The sequence below is a fragment of the uncultured Methylovirgula sp. genome (genome assembly GCF_947646745.1).
In the GTDB taxonomy this organism is placed as follows: Bacteria; Pseudomonadota; Alphaproteobacteria; order Rhizobiales; family Beijerinckiaceae; genus Methylovirgula.
Genome location: NZ_CANSHK010000033.1, coordinates 1 through 21160, shown reverse-complemented (window position 1 = coordinate 21160; position 21160 = coordinate 1). Strand labels below are relative to the sequence as shown.

The 21160-nt window shown below is 63.6% G+C and carries 14 protein-coding genes; 2 read left to right on the top strand and 12 right to left on the bottom strand.

The window, feature by feature from the left end; genetic code table 11:
* Window positions 1-8: 8 nt before the first annotated feature.
* On the bottom strand, window positions 9-3185 hold the full coding sequence (locus Q0025_RS10760; protein ID WP_297298874.1) for an efflux RND transporter permease subunit: 3177 nt from the start codon (window positions 3183-3185) through the stop codon (window positions 9-11).
* A 287-nt stretch (window positions 3186-3472) separates the two neighbouring features.
* Between Q0025_RS10760 and Q0025_RS10755 the strand changes: the two genes are divergently transcribed.
* Window positions 3473-4366, top strand: a complete 894-nt coding sequence (locus Q0025_RS10755) for an AraC family transcriptional regulator (RefSeq protein ID WP_297298871.1) — start codon at window positions 3473-3475, stop codon at window positions 4364-4366.
* 3 nt (window positions 4367-4369) lie between these two features.
* Here Q0025_RS10755 and Q0025_RS10750 read toward each other — a convergent pair whose 3' ends face one another.
* The 11 genes from Q0025_RS10750 to gltX form a co-directional block, all read right to left on the bottom strand.
* Complete coding sequence (locus tag Q0025_RS10750; protein WP_297298869.1) at window positions 4370-4636, bottom strand: formate dehydrogenase subunit delta; 267 nt, start codon at window positions 4634-4636, stop codon at window positions 4370-4372.
* A complete protein-coding gene (fdhD, locus tag Q0025_RS10745) occupies window positions 4626-5471 on the bottom strand; it encodes a formate dehydrogenase accessory sulfurtransferase FdhD (protein ID WP_297298867.1) in 846 nt (281 codons plus the stop codon). Before fdhD ends, Q0025_RS10750 begins: the two co-directional genes overlap by 11 nt.
* Window positions 5468-8314 (bottom strand): formate dehydrogenase subunit alpha, encoded by a 2847-nt coding sequence (gene fdhF, locus Q0025_RS10740; protein ID WP_297298865.1) that lies wholly within the window; start codon window positions 8312-8314, stop codon window positions 5468-5470. Before fdhF ends, fdhD begins: the two co-directional genes overlap by 4 nt.
* Window positions 8315-8324: 10 nt before the next feature.
* Window positions 8325-9878 (bottom strand): NADH-quinone oxidoreductase subunit NuoF, encoded by a 1554-nt coding sequence (locus Q0025_RS10735; protein WP_297298863.1) that lies wholly within the window; start codon window positions 9876-9878, stop codon window positions 8325-8327.
* On the bottom strand, window positions 9875-10345 hold the full coding sequence (locus Q0025_RS10730) for a formate dehydrogenase subunit gamma (protein WP_297298861.1): 471 nt from the start codon (window positions 10343-10345) through the stop codon (window positions 9875-9877). Before Q0025_RS10730 ends, Q0025_RS10735 begins: the two co-directional genes overlap by 4 nt.
* Before the next feature lie 171 nt (window positions 10346-10516).
* Window positions 10517-11407: a LysR family transcriptional regulator gene (locus tag Q0025_RS10725; protein ID WP_297298859.1), complete on the bottom strand. Its 891-nt coding sequence runs from the start codon at window positions 11405-11407 to the stop codon at window positions 10517-10519.
* 199 nt (window positions 11408-11606) lie between these two features.
* Window positions 11607-13829, bottom strand: a complete 2223-nt coding sequence (locus tag Q0025_RS10720; protein WP_297298856.1) for a CHASE2 domain-containing protein — start codon at window positions 13827-13829, stop codon at window positions 11607-11609.
* Complete coding sequence (gene xth, locus Q0025_RS10715; RefSeq protein ID WP_297298854.1) at window positions 13823-14599, bottom strand: exodeoxyribonuclease III; 777 nt, start codon at window positions 14597-14599, stop codon at window positions 13823-13825. Before xth ends, Q0025_RS10720 begins: the two co-directional genes overlap by 7 nt.
* 151 nt (window positions 14600-14750) lie before the next feature.
* Window positions 14751-15944: an FAD-dependent monooxygenase gene (locus tag Q0025_RS10710; RefSeq protein WP_297298852.1), complete on the bottom strand. Its 1194-nt coding sequence runs from the start codon at window positions 15942-15944 to the stop codon at window positions 14751-14753.
* A 4-nt stretch (window positions 15945-15948) separates the two neighbouring features.
* Entirely contained in the window at window positions 15949-17265 is a 1317-nt protein-coding gene (gltA, locus tag Q0025_RS10705; RefSeq protein WP_297298849.1) for a citrate synthase, read from the bottom strand.
* A 154-nt stretch (window positions 17266-17419) separates the two neighbouring features.
* Window positions 17420-18838: a glutamate--tRNA ligase gene (gltX, locus tag Q0025_RS10700; protein ID WP_297298847.1), complete on the bottom strand. Its 1419-nt coding sequence runs from the start codon at window positions 18836-18838 to the stop codon at window positions 17420-17422.
* A 168-nt stretch (window positions 18839-19006) separates the two neighbouring features.
* On the opposite strand from gltX, the gene Q0025_RS10695 reads away from it, so the two are divergent.
* On the top strand, window positions 19007-21160 hold a 2154-nt coding region (locus Q0025_RS10695; protein WP_297298845.1), incomplete at its 3' end, for a ComEC/Rec2 family competence protein.

The window sequence follows — 21160 nt, the reverse complement described above, 5'->3', positions numbered from 1 at the left end:
AGCTTGGCTCATTGCGCGGGCTCGCCCTCTGGCTCGTGCCGCGGCTCCGTGCGCTCGAAACGGCCGATGATAGAATATAACCACGGCACGAACAAAAGCGTCGTGACCGTGCCGATCATGACGCCGCCGATCACCGCGCGCGCCAGAACGGCATTCTGCTCTTCGCCCGGTGCGCCGATCGCCATCGGGATCATGCCGACAATCATTGCCGCGGCCGTCATCAGCACCGGACGAATACGGGTGCGCCCCGCGGCGCGGGCGGCATCGACCGCGTTTAGGCCCTCGTGGCGCTGCTCGCGGGCAAACGTCACAAGCAGGATGGAGTTCGCCGAAGCGACGCCGATGGACATGATGGCGCCCATCAATGACGGCACGCTGATCGTCGTTCCGGTCACGTAGAGCATCAACAGAATGCCGGCGCCAGCACCGGGCAAAGCGAAGATGATCGCCAAGGGGTCGATAAAGCTTTGATAATTCACGACCATCAGCAGATAGACGAAGACGGCGGCAAACAGCAGCCCGAACATCAGATTGTAGAAAGCGGAGTTCATGCTGTTGATCTGGCCGCGGACGACGAATTTGTTGCCGGGTTTCAATTGCGATTTGAGGTCGCCGATGATGCCGTTGATGCTCTTGGCCACGCTGCCGAGATCGCTGTCCTGGACGCTCGCATAGATGTCGTAAAGCGGTTGAATATTGGCGTGATTGAAGACCGATTGAATGTAGCGGCGGTGGACTGAGGCGACATTGCCGAGGATGTTCGGCACCGGCGTCGTCGCTGCGGCAACGCTGACGACCGGCGTGTTGTTGAGCTCGTTGAGGCTCGAGACGCGATATTCCGGCGTCTGGACGGCGAAATAATAGGGGATGCCGTTCTTAGGATCGGTCCAGAAATTCGGCGTCACCTGCTCGGACGAGCTGAGGCTGATATTCAGATTGTTGGCGATGCTGTTGATGTTGAGACCGAGCTCCTGGGCGCGGATGCGGTCGACGTAATAATAGAGTTCCGGCGCGTCGAGCTCTTGCTGGATATGCACGTCGACGAGGCCGGGCACTTTCGCCATGCGGTCGCGCAAGATTTTGGCGACATCCTGATTGCCGGCGCGGTTTGGCCCTTGAATGGCGACGTCGATCTGCGACGGAATGCCGAAATTGAGAATCTGCGTCACCATATCGGCCGGCTGCGTATAGAAAAGCACGTTGGGGAAGGCCAGCGTCAGGTCGCGGCGCAGCTTCTTGACCAGGGCGTAGGTCGGCGGATGGCCTTCCTTCAAAGCGATCTGGATCGTGCCGTCATTGACGCCGATGGTCGAGCCGTCGGTGAAAGCGAGATTATAAACGCGCTGCGGCAGGCCGATATTATCGAGGATGAGATCGAGATATTGCGGCGGGATATCCTGGCGGATGCGGTCTTCGATCGATTGGAAGATCGCTTCCGTCGCCTCGATGCGGGTGCGCGCCGGCGCGCGGACGTGCAATTGGATGAGGCCGGTATCGACTTGCGGGAAGAAATCCGTGCCGACCTGCGTCATCAGCAGGCCGGCGCCGCCGACGACGCAAAGGGCGATGAGCGGCACGAGAATCCGGCTCCCAAGAACCCGGTCGAGCACGTAGGTATAGCCTTCGCGGAAATGGTCGAATCCGGCGTTGAACCGATCATGGAAGCGGCTGAGCCACGATGTCTGCCCGGCCGCGTGCTGTGCCTGTTCCGTGCGCAGCAGGGCGCGGATGATGATCGGCGTCAGCGTGCGCGAAAGGAGATAGGAGGTCAGCATTGCGAAGGCGACGGCCATGCCGAGTGGGCTGAACAGATAGCGTGCGGCGCCTTGCAGAAAGAAGACCGAGACGAACACGCTACAGATAGCAAGCGTCGAGACCAGCGTCGGCAAGGCGATGCCGGCCGAGCCATGCAGCACCGCTTCGTCGAATTCCATATGTTCTTCGAAGAGGCGATGGGTGTTCTCGATCGCGACGGTCGAATCGTCGACGAGAATGCCGACCGCGAGCGCGAGGCCGCCGAGCGTCATCGTATTGATCGTCTGGCCGAGCGCCGAGAAGATCGCGATCGACGACAGGATCGAGAGTGGAATCGACACCATCACGATCAAGGTCGAACGCCACGAGCCGAGGAAGATCAAGATCATCAAGGCGGTGAGACCCGCGGCGATCGCGCCCTCGCGTAACACGCTGGCGATGGCCTCGCTGACGAAGACGGACTGATCGAAGAGAACATGCATCTGCATGCCGGGCGGGGCGGCCTTAAGGAGTTCCGGCAGAGCGGCCTTCACGGAATTGACGACATCGAGGGTCGAGGCGTCGCCGTTCTTGATGATGGTCAAAAGCACCGAGCGGCGGCCGTTGGCGCGCACGATATTCTGCTGTACGGCCCAGCCGTCGCGCACATGCGCGACGTCGCTGAGGCGTACCGTCGTCGCGCCGATTTGGCGCAGCGGCAGGCGGTTGAGCGCGTCGATGCTCTCCGCCATGGCGTTCATACTGACGATATATTGCGTATTGCCGATCTTGGCGTCGCCCGAGGGCAGGGTGAGGCTCTGCGCATTGACGGCATTGACGATATCGCTCGGCGTCAGACCGTTGGCACGCAGCGCGTCGAGGTTGAGATCGACCATGATCTGGCGGTATTTGCCGCCATAAGGGGTCGGCAGCGTAATGCCCTGGATCGGCGCCAGCGCTTGGCGCAGGCTGTAGATGCCGTAATCGTAAAGCTGTTGCTCGTTCATCCGGTCCGAACTCAGGCTGAGTTGCAGGACGGGCACGCTCGAGGCGTTATATTGCACGATGATCGGCGGCTGAATGCCGGGCGGCATCAACGCGCGGATGGCATTGGTGGCGGAGACGATCTGGGCGATGGCGAGATCGACGCTCACGCCTTGCTGGAAGAAGATTTTTTGAACGGCGACGCCCGACAGGGTTTGCGATTCCATGTCGAGAACGTTGTTGACGTTCGCGCTGATGGAATATTCGCTGTAGGTCGTGACGCGCGCTTCCATTTCCTGCGGCGTCAGGCCAGTGTATTGCCAGATGACCGTGACGACCGGAATGTTGATGACCGGAAAGATGTCCTTCGGCGTCGAAATGATCGCGCTGATGCCGAGAAACAGAATCGCCAGCGCCATCACGTAGAACGTGTGCGGAAACCGTAAGGCGAAGCGAACGATACCCATTCCCCGGCTCCGTCCGATCTTTGTTCTGCAAAGATATGGAAAAGGCCCTTGCGACACATAGGGGCGCCAAGGTCCGCCGGCCACAAGGCCCGTGTCCGGCCACGATTATCTACCAGCGTGACCTGAGGTTCGCTTGTTCGGTCTTGCTGATCGAGCAAGCAGGACAGCCGCTCACCGAACCGTGAAGTGCGTTGAATTGGTGCTTGATCACCGCCATATCACCGGCAAAACAGCTCGGCGGGGAACGGTCAGGAGGGCGGCAGGCCCTTTTTCCCCTTGGACAGTTCATGAACGTTTCCGATTCAGGCTTTAGCGCGCCGCAGGTCGATTATACCCCGCCGCACATCACCCAACGCCGTGTCGCGGCGTGGCGTGGGCTCTGGGCTGAGACCCTCGAACTCACCCAATCCCAGCCGTACGAATATGATTTCCAAGCGCCTTTTCACCTGCTGGTCGCCGCCGAGCGGTCCGAGCGCTATGACGGCGAGACCTGTCTCGAGGGTTTGCCCAAATCGCGCCAGCGCGAACTCTCGCGGCGGATGACCTTCGTGCCGGCCGGGCGCCGTTTTCGCGGCTCGCAAAAGCCGCGCGTTCTGACCCGGGTGAATTTCTTTTACATCGATCCGCACGGGCCCTTTCTCGATCCTGAGCTTGGGTTTGATGCGATCGACCTGCAGCCGCGGCTTTTCTTCTTCGATGCCGATCTCTGGGCGACCGCGCTCAAGCTCAAGGCGCAGATCACCGCGCCCAATGCCGTCGCAAGTCCTTATGCCGAGGCGCTCGGTGCGGTGCTGTGCCATGAATTGATCCGCATGAACGGCGCCAAAGCACCGCTACCCACGGGCCGCCAGACGGGGCTTGCACCTTGGCAGCAGAAGCGCGTGGCCGATTATATCGAAGCACGCCTCGACGCCCGGCTGACGGTCGCCGATATGGCGGCGCTCGTGCATCTGAGTCCGTTCCATTTCGCTCGGGCGTTCAAGCAATCGTTCGGCATGCCGCCGCATCGCTATCACATGATGCGCCGCGTCGAGGCGGCCAAGGCCCTGCTCAATGCGACGACAACACCGATGATGGAGATTGCCTTGCGGCTCGGCTTTAGCGAAGCGAGTTCGCTCAGCGCCGGATTCCGCCGGGTGACCGGTGTCAGTCCGAGTGCCTACCGGCGCATTGTGAGCTGAGTCTTATTGCTGCTGGGCTGCCTGCGCTTGCTGTCTCTTCTCAAGCACTTGCAGTGCTTCTTTGATGTTCGGCTTCAAACCATCGCCGCCTTTGGCGAGATGCGCGAAAATCTGCTTCTGCATCCGCGAATTCCAGAATTTCGCGATGTGATCGGCAACCCCGGCGACCTCTTTGTCGTGCCCTTGCACGGCGAAGAAGCCGCCGATCTGGTTGGCCATGTAGATCAGCCGGTCAAGGGTGTGCGAAGCTGCGTGCGGTTCATGCGACATGGCGGGAGGTTTCGCTCAATCTTTCGGTATGGGTGAAGGCTTCGAAGTCTTGCCGCCGCGCGACGGCGACGAGGGTGATGCCGGCCTCGTCGGCAAGCCGGATCGCAGCCGCGGTCGGCGCTGAGACGGCAACGAGCACGGGCGCATTGAGCCGGGCCGCCTTCTGAATCAGTTCGATCGACACGCGGCTCGTCATCAGGACAAGGCCATTCGCCGCGGTGCGCCCGGCGCGGACCAGGGCGCCGATGAGCTTGTCGAGCGCATTGTGGCGGCCGACGTCCTCGCGCACGGCGACCAAGCCTTCGCGCTCGGTCCAAAAAGCCGCGCCATGGACGGCATGGGTTTGGTCATTCAGAGTCTGCGCCGGGTCGAGCGAGGCCATCGCCGCGACGATCGATTGGGGCGAGACCTTCAGGTCGGCGGTCACTGTGGACAGCGGCCGCATGGCGGCCTCGAGGCTTTCGATGCCGCAGAGGCCGCAGCCGGTCGGACCCGCCATGCTGCGCCGCCGCTTGGCGTAGGCTTCGGCACGGTCGCCCTTCAGCCAGACGCGGGCCTCGATGCCGAGCGGCATGGTAACGATTTCCAGATTCTCGATCTCGCTGCGGCTTTCGATCAAGCCCTCGGTCAAGGCGAAGCCGACCGCGAAATCTTCGAGGTCGGCGGGCGTCGCCATCATCACCGCATGGGTCGAGCCATTATAGGTGAATGCGACGGCCTGTTCGTCCGGGACGACTCGCGTCGTCGCAAAAGAGACGCCGCCGCGCCGCGCCAGGCTTGGAACGCTGACCGCCGGGGCGGGCAGCGCATTCGCCATGTCGTCCGCGTCACTCATTCCGCCGCATCGAGGGGCTGGGCGATCTTCGAGTTTTGCTCGGACATTTCGCGATATTCTTCCTGCCATTCGGTCGGCCCGTTGGAGGTCGAGACCTGGACGGCGGTCACCTTGTATTCCGGGCAATTGGTCGCCCAATCCGAATAATCCGTGGTGACGACATTGGCCTGGGTCAAGGGGAAGTGGAACGTCGTGTAGACGACGCCCGGCGACATGCGCTCGCTGATCTTGGCGCGCAGCGCCGTCTCGCCCGAACGGCTCTTGACCTTCACCCAATCGCCATCGCGGATACCGCGATCCTCGGCATCATGCGGATGGATTTCGAGCACGTCCTCCGCGTGCCAGGCGGAATTGGCGGTGCGCCGCGTCTGTGCCCCAACATTATATTGCGACAGAATGCGGCCGGTCGTGAGCATCAATGGGAAGCGCGGGCCGATCCGCTCATCGGTCGGGATATATTCCGTCAGCATGAACTGGCCTTTGCCGCGGACGAAATGGCCGATGTGCATGGTCGGCGTGCCAAGCGGCGCATCGGCATTACACGGCCATTGAATCGAGCCGACCTCGTCGAGCAGCTTGTAGGAGACACCGGCGAAGGTCGGCGTCACCTTGGCGATCTCGTCCATGATATGGCCGGGATCCTTGTAGCGCATCTCATAGCCGAGGGCCTTCGAGAGGATCATGGTGATCTCCCAATCCTCGTAGCCATTGCGCGGCGCCATCACCCGGCGTACGCGCTGGATACGCCGCTCGGCATTGGTGAACGTCCCGTCCTTTTCCAGGAAGGTCGAGCCGGGCAGGAAGACATGCGCGTAATTCGCCGTCTCGTTGAGGAAAAGGTCCTGGACGATGACGCATTCCATCGCGCCGAGGCCGGCCGACATGTGGTGTGTATCGGGGTCGGACTGGAGAATGTCCTCGCCTTGGACGTAAAGCGCCTTGAAGGTGCCGTCGATCGCCGCGTCCATCATGTTCGGGATGCGCAGGCCGGGGTCCTTGTCGAGCTTGACGCCCCAGACCGATTCGAAGAGCTCACGCACGGCATCGTTCGAGACGTGCCGGTAGCCCGAATATTCATGCGGGAACGAGCCCATGTCGCAGGAACCCTGGACATTGTTCTGCCCGCGCAGCGGGTTCACGCCGACGCCTTCGCGCCCGACATTGCCGGTCGCCATGGCGAGATTGGCGATCGCCATGACCGCGGTCGATCCCTGGCTGTGCTCGGTGACGCCGAGGCCGTAATAGATTGCCGCATTACCGCCCGTCGCATAGAGCCGGGCGGCGGCGCGGATGGTCTCGGCTGGCACGCCGCAGAGCTTCGCGACAACCTCCGGGCTGTTGCGCTCCTCCGAGACGAAGGCCGCCCAAGTCGAGAATTCGGCCGGGTCGCAGCGCTCCTGCACGAAGGCTTCGTTGACGAGCCCTTCGGTGACGATGACATGCGCCAAGGCGTCGAGGATCGCGACATTGGTGCCGGGCCGCACCGCGAGGTGATAATCGGCCTTGATGTGCGGCGACTTCACCAGATCGATCTTGCGCGGATCGATGACGATCAGCTTGGCCCCGGCGCGCAGCCTCTTTTTCATATGCGAGCCGAAGACGGGATGCGCATCAGTCGGATTGGCGCCGATGACGAGCACGACATCGGTGTGCTCGATCGAGTCGAACTCCTGCGTGCCGGCCGAGGTGCCGAAGGTCTGGCCGAGGCCGTAGCCGGTCGGCGAGTGGCAGACGCGCGCGCAAGTATCGACGTTGTTATTGCCGAAGCCGGCACGGACCAGCTCCTGCACCAGATAGGTCTCTTCGTTGGTGCAGCGCGACGAGGTGATGGCGCCGACCGAGCCGCGGCCGAATTTGGCCTGGATGCGCTTGATCTCGGAGGCGGCGTAATTGATCGCCTCGTCCCAAGAGACCTCGCGCCAGGGATCGGAGATCTTTTCGCGGATCATCGGCTTCAGCACGCGATCCTTGTGAGTGGCATAACCCCAGGCGAAGCGGCCCTTGACACAGGAATGGCCGTGGTTCGCCTTGCCGTCCTTATAGGGTACCATGCGGACGAGTTCGTCGCCGCGCATTTCGGCCTTGAACGAACAGCCGACGCCGCAATAAGCGCAGGTCGTGACGACCGAATGTTCCGGCTGGCCGATATCATAGAGCGATTTTTCGGCGAGCGTCGCGGTCGGGCAGGCCTGCACGCAGGCGCCGCAGGAAACGCATTCCGAATCGAAGAAATTCTCCATCTGGCCGGGCGAGATGCGGCTCTCGAAACCGCGTCCGTCGACGGTCAGCGCGAAGGTGCCCTGCACTTCCTCGCAGGCGCGTACGCAGCGGTTGCAGACGATGCACTTCGACGGATCGTAGGTGAAATAAGGATTAGACGTATCTTTCTTGTCCTTGAGGTGGTTCTCGCCCTCGTAGCCGTAGCGCACCTCGCGCAGGCCGACGACGCCGGCCTGGGTCTGCAATTCGCAATTGCCGTTGGCGGCGCAGGTGAGACAATCGAGCGGATGGTCGGAGATATAGAGTTCCATCACGCCATTGCGCAGCGCCTTGAGCCGCGGCGTCTGGGTATGGACGACCATGCCGGGGGCGACCGGCGTGGTACAGGAGGCAGGCGTGCCGTTGCGGCCTTCGATTTCGACAAGACAAAGTCGGCAAGAGCCGTAGGCATCGATGCTGTCTGTGGCGCAGAGCTTCGGGATCTGGTTGCCGAGCTCCATCGCCGCCCGCATGATCGAGGTGCCGGCGGGGACCTGGACCTTGGCGCCGTCGATCGTCAGCTCGACCGTCTCGGTCGATTTCGAAGCCGGGGTACCGTAATCAATCTCTTGGATGAGAGACATTCCGTTCTCCTCATTCCGCCGCAACCGCCGCAGTGCGGGGTCGGAAATCTTCGGGATAGTGACGCAGCGCACTCATAACCGGATAAGGCGCGAAGCCGCCGAGGGCGCAGAGAGAGCCGAACTTCATCGTCTGACAAAGATCTTCCAAAAGGCTTATGTTGGCGTCGACATCGACGCCGTCGAAGATTTTGTCGATGACCTCCTGGCCGCGAGTCGAGCCGATGCGGCAAGGGGTGCATTTGCCGCAGCTTTCGATGGCGCAGAATTCCATCGCGAAACGGGCCATAGCCATCATATCGACCGTGTCGTCGAAAACGACAATACCGCCGTGGCCAATTAACCCGTCTTTGGCCGCGAAGGCCTCGTAATCGAAGGGCGTCTCGAACAGGGCGGGGGGGAAATAAGCGCCGAGCGGGCCGCCGCATTGCACTGCGCGCACCGGCCGGCCGGAGGCGGTGCCGCCGCCGATATCCTCGACGATTTCGCCGAGCGTCAGGCCGAAGGCTGTCTCGAACAGGCCACCATAGCGGATATTGCCGGCGAGCTGCAGCGGCATCGTCCCGCGCGAGCGGCCCATGCCGAAGTCGGCATAAGCTTTGGCGCCATGCGCCAGGATGAACGGCGCCGCTGCAAAGGACAGAACGTTGTTGATGACGGTCGGGCGCTGGAAGAGGCCATGGATAGCCGGAAGCGGCGGCTTGGCGCGAACCATGCCGCGGCCGCCCTCGAGGCTTTCGAGCAGGGCGGTTTCCTCGCCGCAAACATAAGCGCCGGCGCCGACGCGCAATTCAATGTCGAAGGCATGCCCCGAGCCGAGAATATCCTTGCCGAGATAGCCCGCCGCCCGCGCCAGATCGAGCGCGGCATTGAATGCTTTGACGGCGTGCGGATATTCGGAGCGGCAATAGATATAGCCTTTGCTTGCACCGACGGCGATCGCGCTGATCGTCATGCCCTCGATGAGCATGAATGGATCGTCTTCAAGCACCATGCGGTCGGCGAAGGTGCCGCTGTCGCCCTCGTCGGCATTGCAGACGACATATTTCCGGTCGGCCTTGGTGTCGGCGACGGTCTTCCATTTGATGCCGGTCGGGAAGCCGGCGCCGCCGCGGCCGCGCAGGCCGGATTTGGTGATTTCCTCGACAATGGCGGCGCTGCCGATTTCGATGGCACGCTTCAACCCGAGCCAGCCCTCGTGCGCCGTGTAGTCATCGAGCGACAGCGGATCGGTGATGCCGCAACGGGCGAAGGTCAGCCGGGTCTGGCGCTTGAGATAGGGATGCTCTTCCGGCCGGCCGATCCGCAGCGCATGCGCACCCCCATTGAGGAATCCCGCATCGAACAGCGAACTCACGTCTTGCGCCGAAACCGGCCCATAGGCGATGCGCCCGGCCGGTGTCTCAACTTCGATCAGCGGCTCCAAGAAGAACATGCCGCGCGAACCGTTGCGGACGATCGTCACGTCGGCGCCGCGCGCCTTGGCGTTCTCAAGGATCGCCGCGGCGACTTTGTTCGCCCCAAGGGCGAGAGCGACTACATCGCGGGGGACGAAAATGCGCGTCATGCCGCGTCCGCCTCCTCGATGACGCCGACCAATTTGTCAGCGGTCAGTTCCGCGATCGGCTCGTCGTCGAACAGCGCGGAAGGGCCGTTGGCGCAGAGGCCGAGGCAGTAGACCGGTTCGACCGTGATGGCGCCGTCGGCCGTGGTGCCGTGCCAGTCGACGCCAAGATCGGCGAGGCAATGGTCCGCGACCGATTCGCAACCGCGCGCCTGACAGGCCTCGGCACGGCAAATCTTGAGGATATGCCGCCCCGCCGGTTCGCGGCGGAAATCGTGATAGAAGGTCAGAACGCCATGCACTTCAGCGCGCGTGATGTTGAGCGCGTCGGCAATTTGCGGCACCGCTGCATCATCGACAAAGCCGAATTCTTCAACGAAGGCATGGAGGATAGGCAGCAGCGGCCCTTCGAGCGCAAGATGCGCATCGATGATGTCCTTGGCCCGCTGCGCGTCGAAGACGGCTGGCATGTTTCCACCTGTTCTGCCGGCGACGATCCTGCATTGCCGGCGCCAAATCGTGTCGCGCCCAGAAGCTTGAGTTCCGCTGGGCGCGCCGACCTTAGTTTCTCTCCAAGAAAGATGGTCCCGCGGGCCTTCGCGATCAATAAAGGCATCCCGTCGGTCTATAGAATAATTCTATTATAGCTGCGGTGCGATCAGCTTTTTTGCTTCAGCGAAGAGGGTCGCCGTCAGCGGCGTCATCGGCTCACGGCGCGGCACGACGAGGCCGATTTGGTGTACGGCCTGCGGCTCGATGATCGGAATCGAGCGAATCGGCTCCGCGACGGAGAGCGTTTCGACCAGTTTTTCGGCCATGATGCTCGACCATTGGCCGGTCTTCACATGCGCATAAAGGGCGATCACCGAATTCGACTCGAGCGTCGGCTCCGGCCGGTTGCCGGAACTCGCCAACAATTGATCGACGATGCGCCGGTTCTGCATGTCCGGCGTCAGCAGGCACAATGGAATGCGGCCGACGTCGGCCCAGGTGACGCTTTTATGGTCGGCGAAAGGGCTGCCGGCGCTGGTGAGCAGGCGATATTGCTCGATGTAGAGTGGCAGGCTGCGAACCGTGCCGAGCGGTTCGTTGTCGAGATAGGTGATGCCGGCATCGATCTCGAGATTGGATATACCTTGCAATATTTCCTGTGACGTGGCCGAGACGACGCTGAATCGCACACCGGGATGTTTGGCGCGGAAAGGCGTCGTCAGCGCTGCGACCATACTGAGCGCCGTCGGGATGACGGCAATCCGCATGAGGCCGGTCAAGCCGCTCTTGAGGGCGCGAACTTCCTGCCGCATGGCGCGAGAATCGCCAACGATGCGCTTGGCCCATTCGAGCACCCGCTCGCCTTCCGGCGTCAGGCCGTGAAAGCGCGAGCTCCTATTCACGAGCAAGACGCCGAGCGTGTCCTCGAGTTGCTTGATCCCGGCGGAAAGCGTCGGTTGGGTCACGCCGCAGACATCGGCGGCGCGGCTGAAGCTCTGCTCGCGGGCAACGGCGATGAAAAATTCCAGCTTGTCGATCAAGGCGCAAGGCCCGAGCCAACAGCGGCCGGGCGGCCCAGTCGCGCGCAATGCGAAAAATTGGTCGCTGAACTTTCGCGCAAATCCCGCTCTAAACGATTGAAATCACCCATGGATGACCTTGCGCCGCTTCGATCCGCAGCCATCGCGATCGCGCAGCGCCAAGGCTTGCCTCTTTGCGGGCACGGACGCAAGCCGGATTTCAGACCGCGCGCGGCAAGAAGGCCGGAATATCGGGCTCAAGCCGGGCGTAAAAACCCACATAGGCAGCGCCGTAAAAATGGTCTCGGGCTGCGCGGATCTTTGCCGCCGCGTCGGGTTCTTCCGCCGCGGCTGCCGCCAAGGCGGCCTTATGAAGCTGCAGGAAGCGGGCGAACTCCTCCGCCGCCTCGGTGGCGCGGCCGTGCAAAGCATAGATCGGCGTCCGGTGGCTGCGGCCACGCAGAACAATTTCGCCGAGCGGGACAAAGAGGAAGCCTGGCGCCGCTTGCATGGTCGATTCGGCGACGAGGATGGGAACGCCTAAGTCTTTGGTCGCTTCCTCAAGCCGCGCGGCGATGTTCACCGTATCGCCGACGATCGAATAATCGAACCGCATGTTCGAGCCCATATTGCCGACAAAGGCCTCGCCGGTGTTAATGCCGATGCCGATCTCGATCGCGCGTGTCTCGATGCCGGTTTCGACAAGGCGCGCGTTCAGCGCGGGGAGAGCGTCGCGCATCGTCAGCGCCGCGGCGCAGGCGCGTTCGGCATGGTTTGCCACGTCGAGCGGCGCGTTCCAGAAGGCCATCAGTCCGTCGCCGAAATATTTGTCGATCGTGCCGGCCTCGTTGAGTACGGATTGCGTCAGCGGTGTCAGCACGCCGTTGAGGAATTGCACGACTTCGACGGCGGACAGGCCTTCCGACCGGCCGGTGAAATCCCGCACGTCCGCGAACAGCACCGAGACGTCGCGCGCCTCGCCGCCGAGTTCGAGCCTGCTTGGGTCCTTGGCGAGGCGCTCGACGAGAGCCGGAGCGAGATAACGCGAGAATGCCTTGCGGACGAATTCGCGCTGCCGCTCGCTGCGGCGGTACACGGCAATCGTCATCGTCGCATAGGCAAGCACCCAGGTCGCGCCCGGCATCAGCGGATCGAAGAGAAGTCCCATGCGCGAAAAGGCATAGAAGTTGGCGAAGGCGAGTGCTTCGAGCGAAAGCAATAGCACGCCGACGGCTGCGACCGGTTTGGTGAAGCGCGCCATCACCGCCATGACCGCACCGCCGAGGACGAGCAGCAAGGCTTCGAGCCCCGGCGCATAATCCGGCCGCGCCAGGGTCGTGCCGGAGAGGACATGCTCCAGCAGTTCGGCATGGATATCGACACCTGGAACGGCGGCTTCGAGCGGCGTCGAACGAATATCGGCCAGCGCGCTCGCGCTCGAACCGATCAGGATGATGCGCCCGGCTATGTCGCGATCGGCCACGTTGCCGGCGAGCACGCGCCAGGCGGAAAGATGCCGTGCCGCCGCGCTGCCGGCGTAATGGACGCGCACCGCGCCGTCGGCCTCCGTTGCAATCTGCAGCGCGCCGATCTTGACGTTGACGATGCCGGTCTTGGCGCCGAAGCCGCCAGTATTCGAGGCATTCGAGGATTTCACCAGAATCGTCGAGGCCTGTTGCGCAACGCGCAAAATTTCGGCGTCAAGCGACGGCACGAGGCGCGAGGCATCGCCTGCGCCCTGCGTGAAGATCAGCGGCACTTTGCGGACGATGAGGTCGCGGTCCGGCTGCCAATTGATGGCGCCGAGGCCCGCGGCTTTGTCCATTAGGTCGGCGAGGGGCAGAATGGCGCCGCGAAAATGCGGCAGGAACGGCCGCGGATCGTCGCCCAAGGTCGCAAAGCCGGATTTGACCGGAACGTCGGTGCGGTTGCCGTTGGTCAAAACAAGCGTCAGCACGCTCGGGCCGCGCGCCAGCGCCTGCTGCAAGCTCGGATCCTCGATCAGGCCGCGCGCCGCCAGCGCGTCGCCGAGGCTTTTACGTTCCGGAATGTCGGGCAATTGCGCGAGCAGATTTTGCGGCGTTGCGCGATCTTGCTCGGAAAAGAGAATGTCGAAAGCGACGACTGCGGCGCCTTGGGCGAAAAGATGGCGGGCAAGATCGGCGAGCCTGCGCCGCGGCCATGGCCATTGGCCGATCTGCGCAAGCGACGCATCGTCGATATCGACGACCCGCACCGGTCCATCCGCCGAATAGGGACGCGGCTCAATCTCTTGATCGTAATCGAAGACGAGGTTGCGCAGGCGTTCGACGAGCGGCGGGCTTTCCAGGCAGAGTGCAAATCCGAGGCCGATGGGCAAAGCCCAGATAAGCGCGCCGAGCAGATGCGCGGCAAGCGGGCGAAGCCCTGCCGCGAGACCTTTGGACGGCGACGGGCTCAGCAAAACGCCGCCCGGATCGGCACGTGATCGGAGGGCTTGTCCTCGCCGCGCCGTTCTTTGTCGATCGTAACCTCGGTCAGCCGGTCTGCGGCGCGCGGCGAAAGCAGCAGATGATCGATGCGGATGCCGCGGTTGCGCTGCCAGGCACCGGCTTGATAATCCCAAAATGTATAAAGTCCGCCGGCATCGGTCGTCGCGCGCAGCGCGTCGGTGAAGCCGAGATTGAGCAAAGTATGAAACCGCGCGCGCGTCTGCGGCAAGTAAAGCGCATCGCCGGCCCAGACGGCCGGATCGAAACAATCGCGCCCCGCCGGAATGACGTTGAAATCGCCGGCAAGCACCAGCGGTTCTTCAAGCGCCAGAAGATTTCGCGCATGCGCGGCGAGTCGGTCCATCCAGGCGAGCTTGTAAGTATATTTCTCCGTCTCGGGCGGATTGCCGTTCGGCAAATAGAGCGAGGCGACGCGAATGACGCCGTCGCCATCAGGCACGACGGCTTCGATGTAGCGGGCATGCTCGTCGCTCTCGTCGCCGGGCAGGCCGCGCGTCACCTCGAGCGGACGCTTCGACAGAATGGCGACGCCGTTGAAGCCTTTCTGACCATGCACCGCGATATTGTAGCCGCAGGCCTCGACCTCGCTATGCGGAAAGGCCGCGTCGAGACATTTCAATTCCTGCAGGCAGATGATGTCGGGGCCGATTTCGCGCAGATAGCGCAGAAGATGCTCGGTTCTCTGCCGGATCGAATTGACGTTCCAGGTCGCGATTTGCATGGCGGTCTCCGGCCGCCAGTTTATCACGACCGCGGGCGGTGCAAACCCGTGTCTCTAAAACCAGGAGCCTCATCTCGAAGCGTCCCGACGCTCTTCGACCGCATCAGATTTATCAAAAACCGCTACGCGCGTTTCGGTCCGATGCGGCGGTTCAGAAAAGCGCGCGTGGCGGCAGGACGCCTTCGCGCAAGGCGGCTCGCCGCAGCGGTCCGATCGCCGACATGGCGAAGAATCCGAGCCCGCGTGCCATATCGACGGGCAGGAAGTCGGACAGCATGGAACGATTGAGAATATCGATGCCGCGCACACGGATATCGACGTCGGCCTCGCGCGCTTCGGCGTAGTGGCGCAGTGGCGCCAAGGCGCCGATGTCTTGTCCTGCCGCCTTGAGCGAGGACAAAAGCGCGGCGATGTCGCGCAAACTGAGGTTAAGCCCTTGCGCGGCGAGCGGCGGGAAGGCGTGCGCCGCCTCGGCGATCAGCGCGATGCGGCGGCCGGCGAAACGCGTCGCGCGCATGCCTGCCATGGGGAAGAAGCCGACGGCGCTGTCGAGCTGCATCGCGCCGTAAATTTCCTCCGCCTCATGGGCGATTTCCGCAGCAAGCGCGGTCGCGTCAAGGCCGCGGCGGCGCTCCGCCTCTTGCGGTGTCATCAGCCAGACAAGGCTCGATCGTTGCGGTGCATTCTCGCGCGGCCGCAGCGGCACGAGCGTGCAGGGGCCAGAGCGCGTATGGAACTCGACCGAGCGATCGTGATGTGGCAGTTCGTGGGCGAGCAGCGCCGTCAGCGCGACCTGCGGATAGGTCCAGCGCCGCGTGCCGATCCCGGCTTTTTTCCGGACGATCGAACGCTGGCCGTCGGCCGCCACGATCAATTTCGCATGAATCGTTCCGCCCGACACAAGGACTGCGGTTACATTGTCGTCGCCATGGGCGATGTCGGTGATCCAATCCTCGACGAGATGGATGGCGGGATGCTGGCGCACCAGATCGGCCAGGCGGAGAACGAGCTTGTCGCCTTCAATATTGGCGCCGAGGGCATTGAGGCCGATATCGTCCGCGGCGAAGGTCAGGGAGGGGATCGGCACCGGCGCGTTGGTCGCGTCGATCAATTCGATCGCATCGATCTTCGCGGCGATGTCGGTGAGATGCGGCCAAAGCTGCTGCGCCCGCAAAAAGCGTAGCGAGCCTTCGAAGAGGGCGACGGTGCGGCCGTTGCTCGCCGCCTCCAGCTTGCCGGCGATGGCGACCCGATGGCCGGAATTGGCCAGCGCCAGCGCCGCGCAAAGGCCGGCCGCGCCGGCCCCGGCGACGAGACAATCGACCGCTAAGTCGGCTTCGGCCAAAATCCTACTCGCGCTGATCGATCGGCACATATTGGCGCTCGCGCGCGCCGGTATAGAGCTGACGCGGCCGGCCGATCTTCTGGCCCGGATCTTCGATCATTTCCTTCCACTGGGCAACCCAGCCGGCGGTGCGCGCCACGGCAAAGAGCACGGTAAACATGGCGGTCGGGAAGCCCATCGCCTTCAGCGTGATGCCGGAATAGAAATCGATATTCGGGTAGAGCTTCTTCTCGATGAAATATTCATCGTTGAGTGCGATCTGTTCGAGTTCCATCGCCACATCGAGCAACGGATCGTCCTTCTTGCCGGCGGCTTCGAGCACCGCATGGCAGGTCTTCTGCATCAGCTTGGCGCGCGGATCGTAGTTCTTATAGACGCGGTGGCCGAAACCCATGAGGCGGAAGGAATCGTTCTTATCCTTGGCGCGGGCGATGTACTTTGGAATGTTCTCGACGCGGCCAATCTCCTCGAGCATCTTGAGCGCCGCCTCGTTGGCGCCGCCGTGCGCCGGGCCCCAAAGGCAAGCGACGCCCGCGGCGATGCAGGCGAACGGATTGGCGCCGGAAGAGCCGGCGAGCCGCACCGTCGAGGTCGAAGCGTTCTGCTCATGATCGGCGTGCAGGATGAAGATCTGATCGAGCGCGCGGGCCATGATCGGATTGACCTTGTATTCCTCGCACGGCACGGCGAAACACATGCGCATGAAATTCGACGCGTAGTCGAGTTCGTTCTTGGGATAAACGAAGGGCTGGCCGATCGAATATTTATAGGCCATCGCCGCCATCGTCGGCAGTTTCGCGATCAGCCGCATCGACGCGACCATGCGCTGGCCGGGCTCCGAAATGTTCGTCGAGTCATGATAGAAGGCCGAGAGCGCGCCGACGCAGGCGACGAGGACCGCCATCGGATGCGCGTCGCGGCGGAAGCCCTGGAAGAAGCGCGCGAGCTGCTCGTGCACCATCGTGTGGCGGGTGATGCGATGCACCCAATCGGCGCGCTGCGCCGGCGTCGGCAATTCGCCGTAGAGCAGAAGGTAGGAGGTTTCGAGGAAGTCGCCCTGTTCGGCGAGCTGTTCGATCGGATAGCCGCGATAAAGCAGGACGCCTTTGTCGCCGTCGATATAGGTGATTTCCGACTCGCAGCTCGCCGTCGACGTGAAGCCGGGATCGTAGGTGAACATGCCCGTCTGCGCGTAGAGCTTGCTGATGTCGACGACGGCCGGCCCGATATTGCCTTCCTTGATCGGCAGGTCGATCGACTTTTCACCAAGGGTGAACTTAGCCGAGCCGCTCGTTTGAGCCTGCTTTGGTGCGTCGAGCATGAGAGCCTGCCTTCTTTCTTTTAGATTATTCATCCGCGTCTGCTGGCATCAGCCGCGCCAGAGTACGGATGTGGTGCAATGCAATATCACCTATCGCATCGCTGGGTTAGGTTCAAGTTTGTTGCCACGGGGTTTCGAAATGTGAGCGAGGGCATCAGCGTGCTTGGTCGGCAAGCCGCGCCAGGCTTTCCTCGCGGCCGAGCACGGTGAAAACATCAAAAATGCCGGGCGAGGTGGCGCGTCCGGTCAGTGCGGCGCGCAAAGGTTGAGCAACCTGACCCAGCTTTAAGCGATTTTCTTCGGCATAGCGCCGCACGACCTCCTCGGTCGCGGTGGCATCCCATGCGGGCAGCGCCGTCAGCCTCCGCAAAAGCTCCCGCAGATGCGCGCGCGCTCCAGCATCGAGAATGGCGGATGCCGCGGCGTCGAGCGCCAACGGCCGCTTGGCGAAGAGGAATGCCGCGCCGTCGCGCAATTCGACCAGCGTTTTCGCGCGCTCTTTGAGGCCCGGCATGGCGGCGTGCAGCTTTTGCCGCATCCCGGCATCAATCGTCTGCGGAAAAGCGGCGGTTTCGGGCAGGTGAGGCAGGGTGTCGATCAAGAGATCGGTGAGCGCCGCCGGCTCCGTCGCACGGATATAGTGCCCGTTCATATTTTCGAGCTTGGCAAAGTCGAACCGCGCCGCCGAGCGCCCGACATGAGCGAGATCGAACGCGGCGATCATGTCCTCGGTCGAGAAAAATTCCTGGTCGCCGTGGCTCCATCCGAGCCGCACGAGGTAATTGCGCAACGCCGCCGGCAGATAGCCCATGGCGCGGTAGGCATCGACGCCGAGTGCGCCGTGACGCTTCGACAATTTGGCGCCGTCGCTGCCGTGGATCAGCGGAATATGCGCCATGCGCGGCACGTCCCAGCCGAGCGCGTCGTAGATCTGCATCTGCCGCGCGGCATTGGTCAAGTGATCGTCGCCGCGGATGATATGGGTGACGCCCATGTCGTGGTCGTCAACCACGACCGCCAGCATATAAGTCGGCGTGCCGTCGGAGCGCAGCAGGACGAAATCGTCGAGGTTTTCATTGGCCCAGGCGACGCGGCCCTGGACGAGATCGTCGAGAACCGTCTCGCCGGTCTGCGGCGCCTTCAGCCGGATCACCGGCTTGATGTCCGCCGGCGCCTCCGAAGCCGGACGGTCGCGCCAGCGCCCGTCATAGCGCGGCGGCTTGCCTTCGGCGCGCGCCTTGGCGCGCATGTCGTCGAGTTCCTGCGGCGTCGCGTAACAATGATAGGCGCGCCCGCTCGCAAGCAGACGTTCGGCCACCTCGCGATGGCGCGCCGCGCGCTGAAACTGATGGATGACGTCGCCGTCCCAATCGAGGCCCAGCCATTTGAGCCCATCGAGAATGGCGGCGATCGCCGCATCGGTCGAGCGCTCGCGGTCGGTATCCTCGATCCGCAGCAGCATCTTGCCGCCGGCATGATGCGCATAAAGCCAATTGAACAGCGCGGTCCGCGCGCCGCCGATGTGCAAAAATCCGGTCGGCGAAGGCGCAAAACGGGTCACCACCTGAGCCATGGACGGCGCTTGATCCTCTTAATCTGGTCCTGATCGGAGCGTTGGGCTTCGGCCGGCATTGCGGCCGGGCGCGGTTTAGCACGGAAAAGCCGAAAGGAAAGCCTCGCCGCCTTGTCAGCGGGCCCAAGCGGATCAATCATGCGGGCCGCCTCGGGCACGGGGAGGGCGATGACGGAGCGGGCAGGGACGGCGGTTGCGGGCGGCATTGCGCCGGCGCGCTTCGGCCTGCGCTTCGCGCAGCTCTTCGGCATGGCGCGCCGCGCCATCCGGCAGGCGCTCGACATCGAGATCGCCGAGCGGCGGTTTTTCCTCTGGCTGCCGGTGGCCGCCGGCGCCGGCACCGTGCTCTATCTCGTTGCCGACCGCGAACCGTCGCTCTGGTATGCGGGATTTGCGGCGGCGCTCTTCGGCGCTCTCGCGGCGCTCGTTCGCCGGCATCGGCTGGCGCAGAGCGTGATGCTCGTTCTCTGCTGCCTCTGCCTTGGATTGCTTTCGGCGAGCTGGCGCACCGCGCGGGTCGCGGCGCCGGTGCTCGATCATATCCGCGTCACGACGCTCGACGGCCTGATCGAGGAAATGGATTTCCGCCAGGACGGCGCGCGCTTTCTGCTGCGCGTCGATAGAGCCGAAGGCCTCGCACCGCAGGCGACGCCTTATCGCGTGCGGCTGACGCTGCGCCGCACGCCGCCGTTCGAGGCGGGCACTTATGTGCGGCTCAAGGCGCGGCTGCTGCCGCCGGCGCAGGCGAGCGTGCCGGGCGGCTATGATTTCGCCCGCGACGCCTGGTTCGCGCGCATCGGCGCCGTCGGCAATGTGCTTGGCCGCGTGAGCGTCATCGCGCCGCCGCGGCCGCCGGGTCTCGTCGATGCGGCGCTGATGGCGCTCGACGGCGGCCGCAACGCGCTGGCGCGGCGCATCGATACGATCGTCGGCGGCGAAGCCGGCGCCATCGCCGCGGCCATGGTCACCGGCAAGCGCGATCTCCTGTCCGACGCGACGAAAGAGGTGATCCGCGAGGCCGGCATCTTTCACATCATTACGATCTCCGGCGTGCAGATGACGCTGATGGCGGGCATTTTCTTCGTCGGCCTGCGCCGCCTGCTGGCGCTCTCGCCGGTGCTGGCGCTGCGCTATCCGATCAAGCAATGGGCCGCGGCCGTGGCGATCGCCGGCGCTGTCTTCTACGATATCGCGACGGGCTCGCGCGTCGGCACGGAACGCGCCTTGTTCATGACGCTGATCATGCTCGGCGCGGTCCTCGCCGGGCGCCAGTCGCTCAGCATGCGCAATCTGGCGCTCGCCGCGGCGCTCGTCATGCTCATTGCGCCGGAGGCGATCCTCGGCGCGAGCTTTCAGCTTTCCTTCGCCGCCGTCGCGGCGCTGATCGCGGTCTATGAATCACGCCTCGCCCTCGATGCGCAGCTGCGCGACGAACGCGCCGGCCTGATGCCTCTCTCCGCAGGGCGGGCGCCGACGGCGGGGATCATGCGGCTCTTCAGCCGCGGACCGGCGGCGCTGATCTTGGCGACGCTCTGCGCGACGACGGCGACCGCCTCGTTCATGGCCTATGATTTCCATGAGCTCAATCCTTACGTGCTGATCGGCAATCCGCTGACCTTGACGCTGATCGAGCTTTTCGCCGTGCCCTGCGCTTTGTTCGGCGTGCTGCTCTATCCGCTCGGGCTCGACGCTTTCGTCTGGCATTATCTCGGCCTCGGCATAAGCTTCGTCCTCTGGGTCGCGCGCTGGATCGGCACGCTGCCCGGCGCGACGCTGCATCTCAACGCTTTCGCGCCCTGGGCCATCGTCTTTCTGACCTTTGCGGTTCTGTCGGCGGTGATCTGGCGCTCGGCCTTGCTGCGGCTGACGGCGCTGCCCCTGGCGCTCATCGGGCTTTATGGCGCGCTCAGCGGCTCGACGTTCGATCTGGCGGTCGCCGCCAACGGCGATGCGGTGGCGGTGCGCGGCGCCGACGGAGCGCTGACGATCATCGGCCGGCGGCCGAGCGAATTCACCGTCGGGCAATGGCTCGCCGCCGACGGCGACGGACGCGATCCGCATCAGGCGATCGATGCCAGCGCCTGCGACCGGATCGGCTGCGTCGGCATTCTGCCGGATGGGCGCAGCGTCGCTCTGGTGCTCGATCAGGCGGCTTTCGCCGAGGATTGCGATCGCGCCGATGTCGTCGTCACGCCGCTCTATGCGCCGCGCGGCTGCGCCGCCGCGCTCGTCATCGACCGCGACCGGCTGCGCGCGACCGGCGCGATGCTGCTCCGCGCACAAGGGCAGGGCTGGGCAATCGATGCGGGGCGCGGCGCGGAC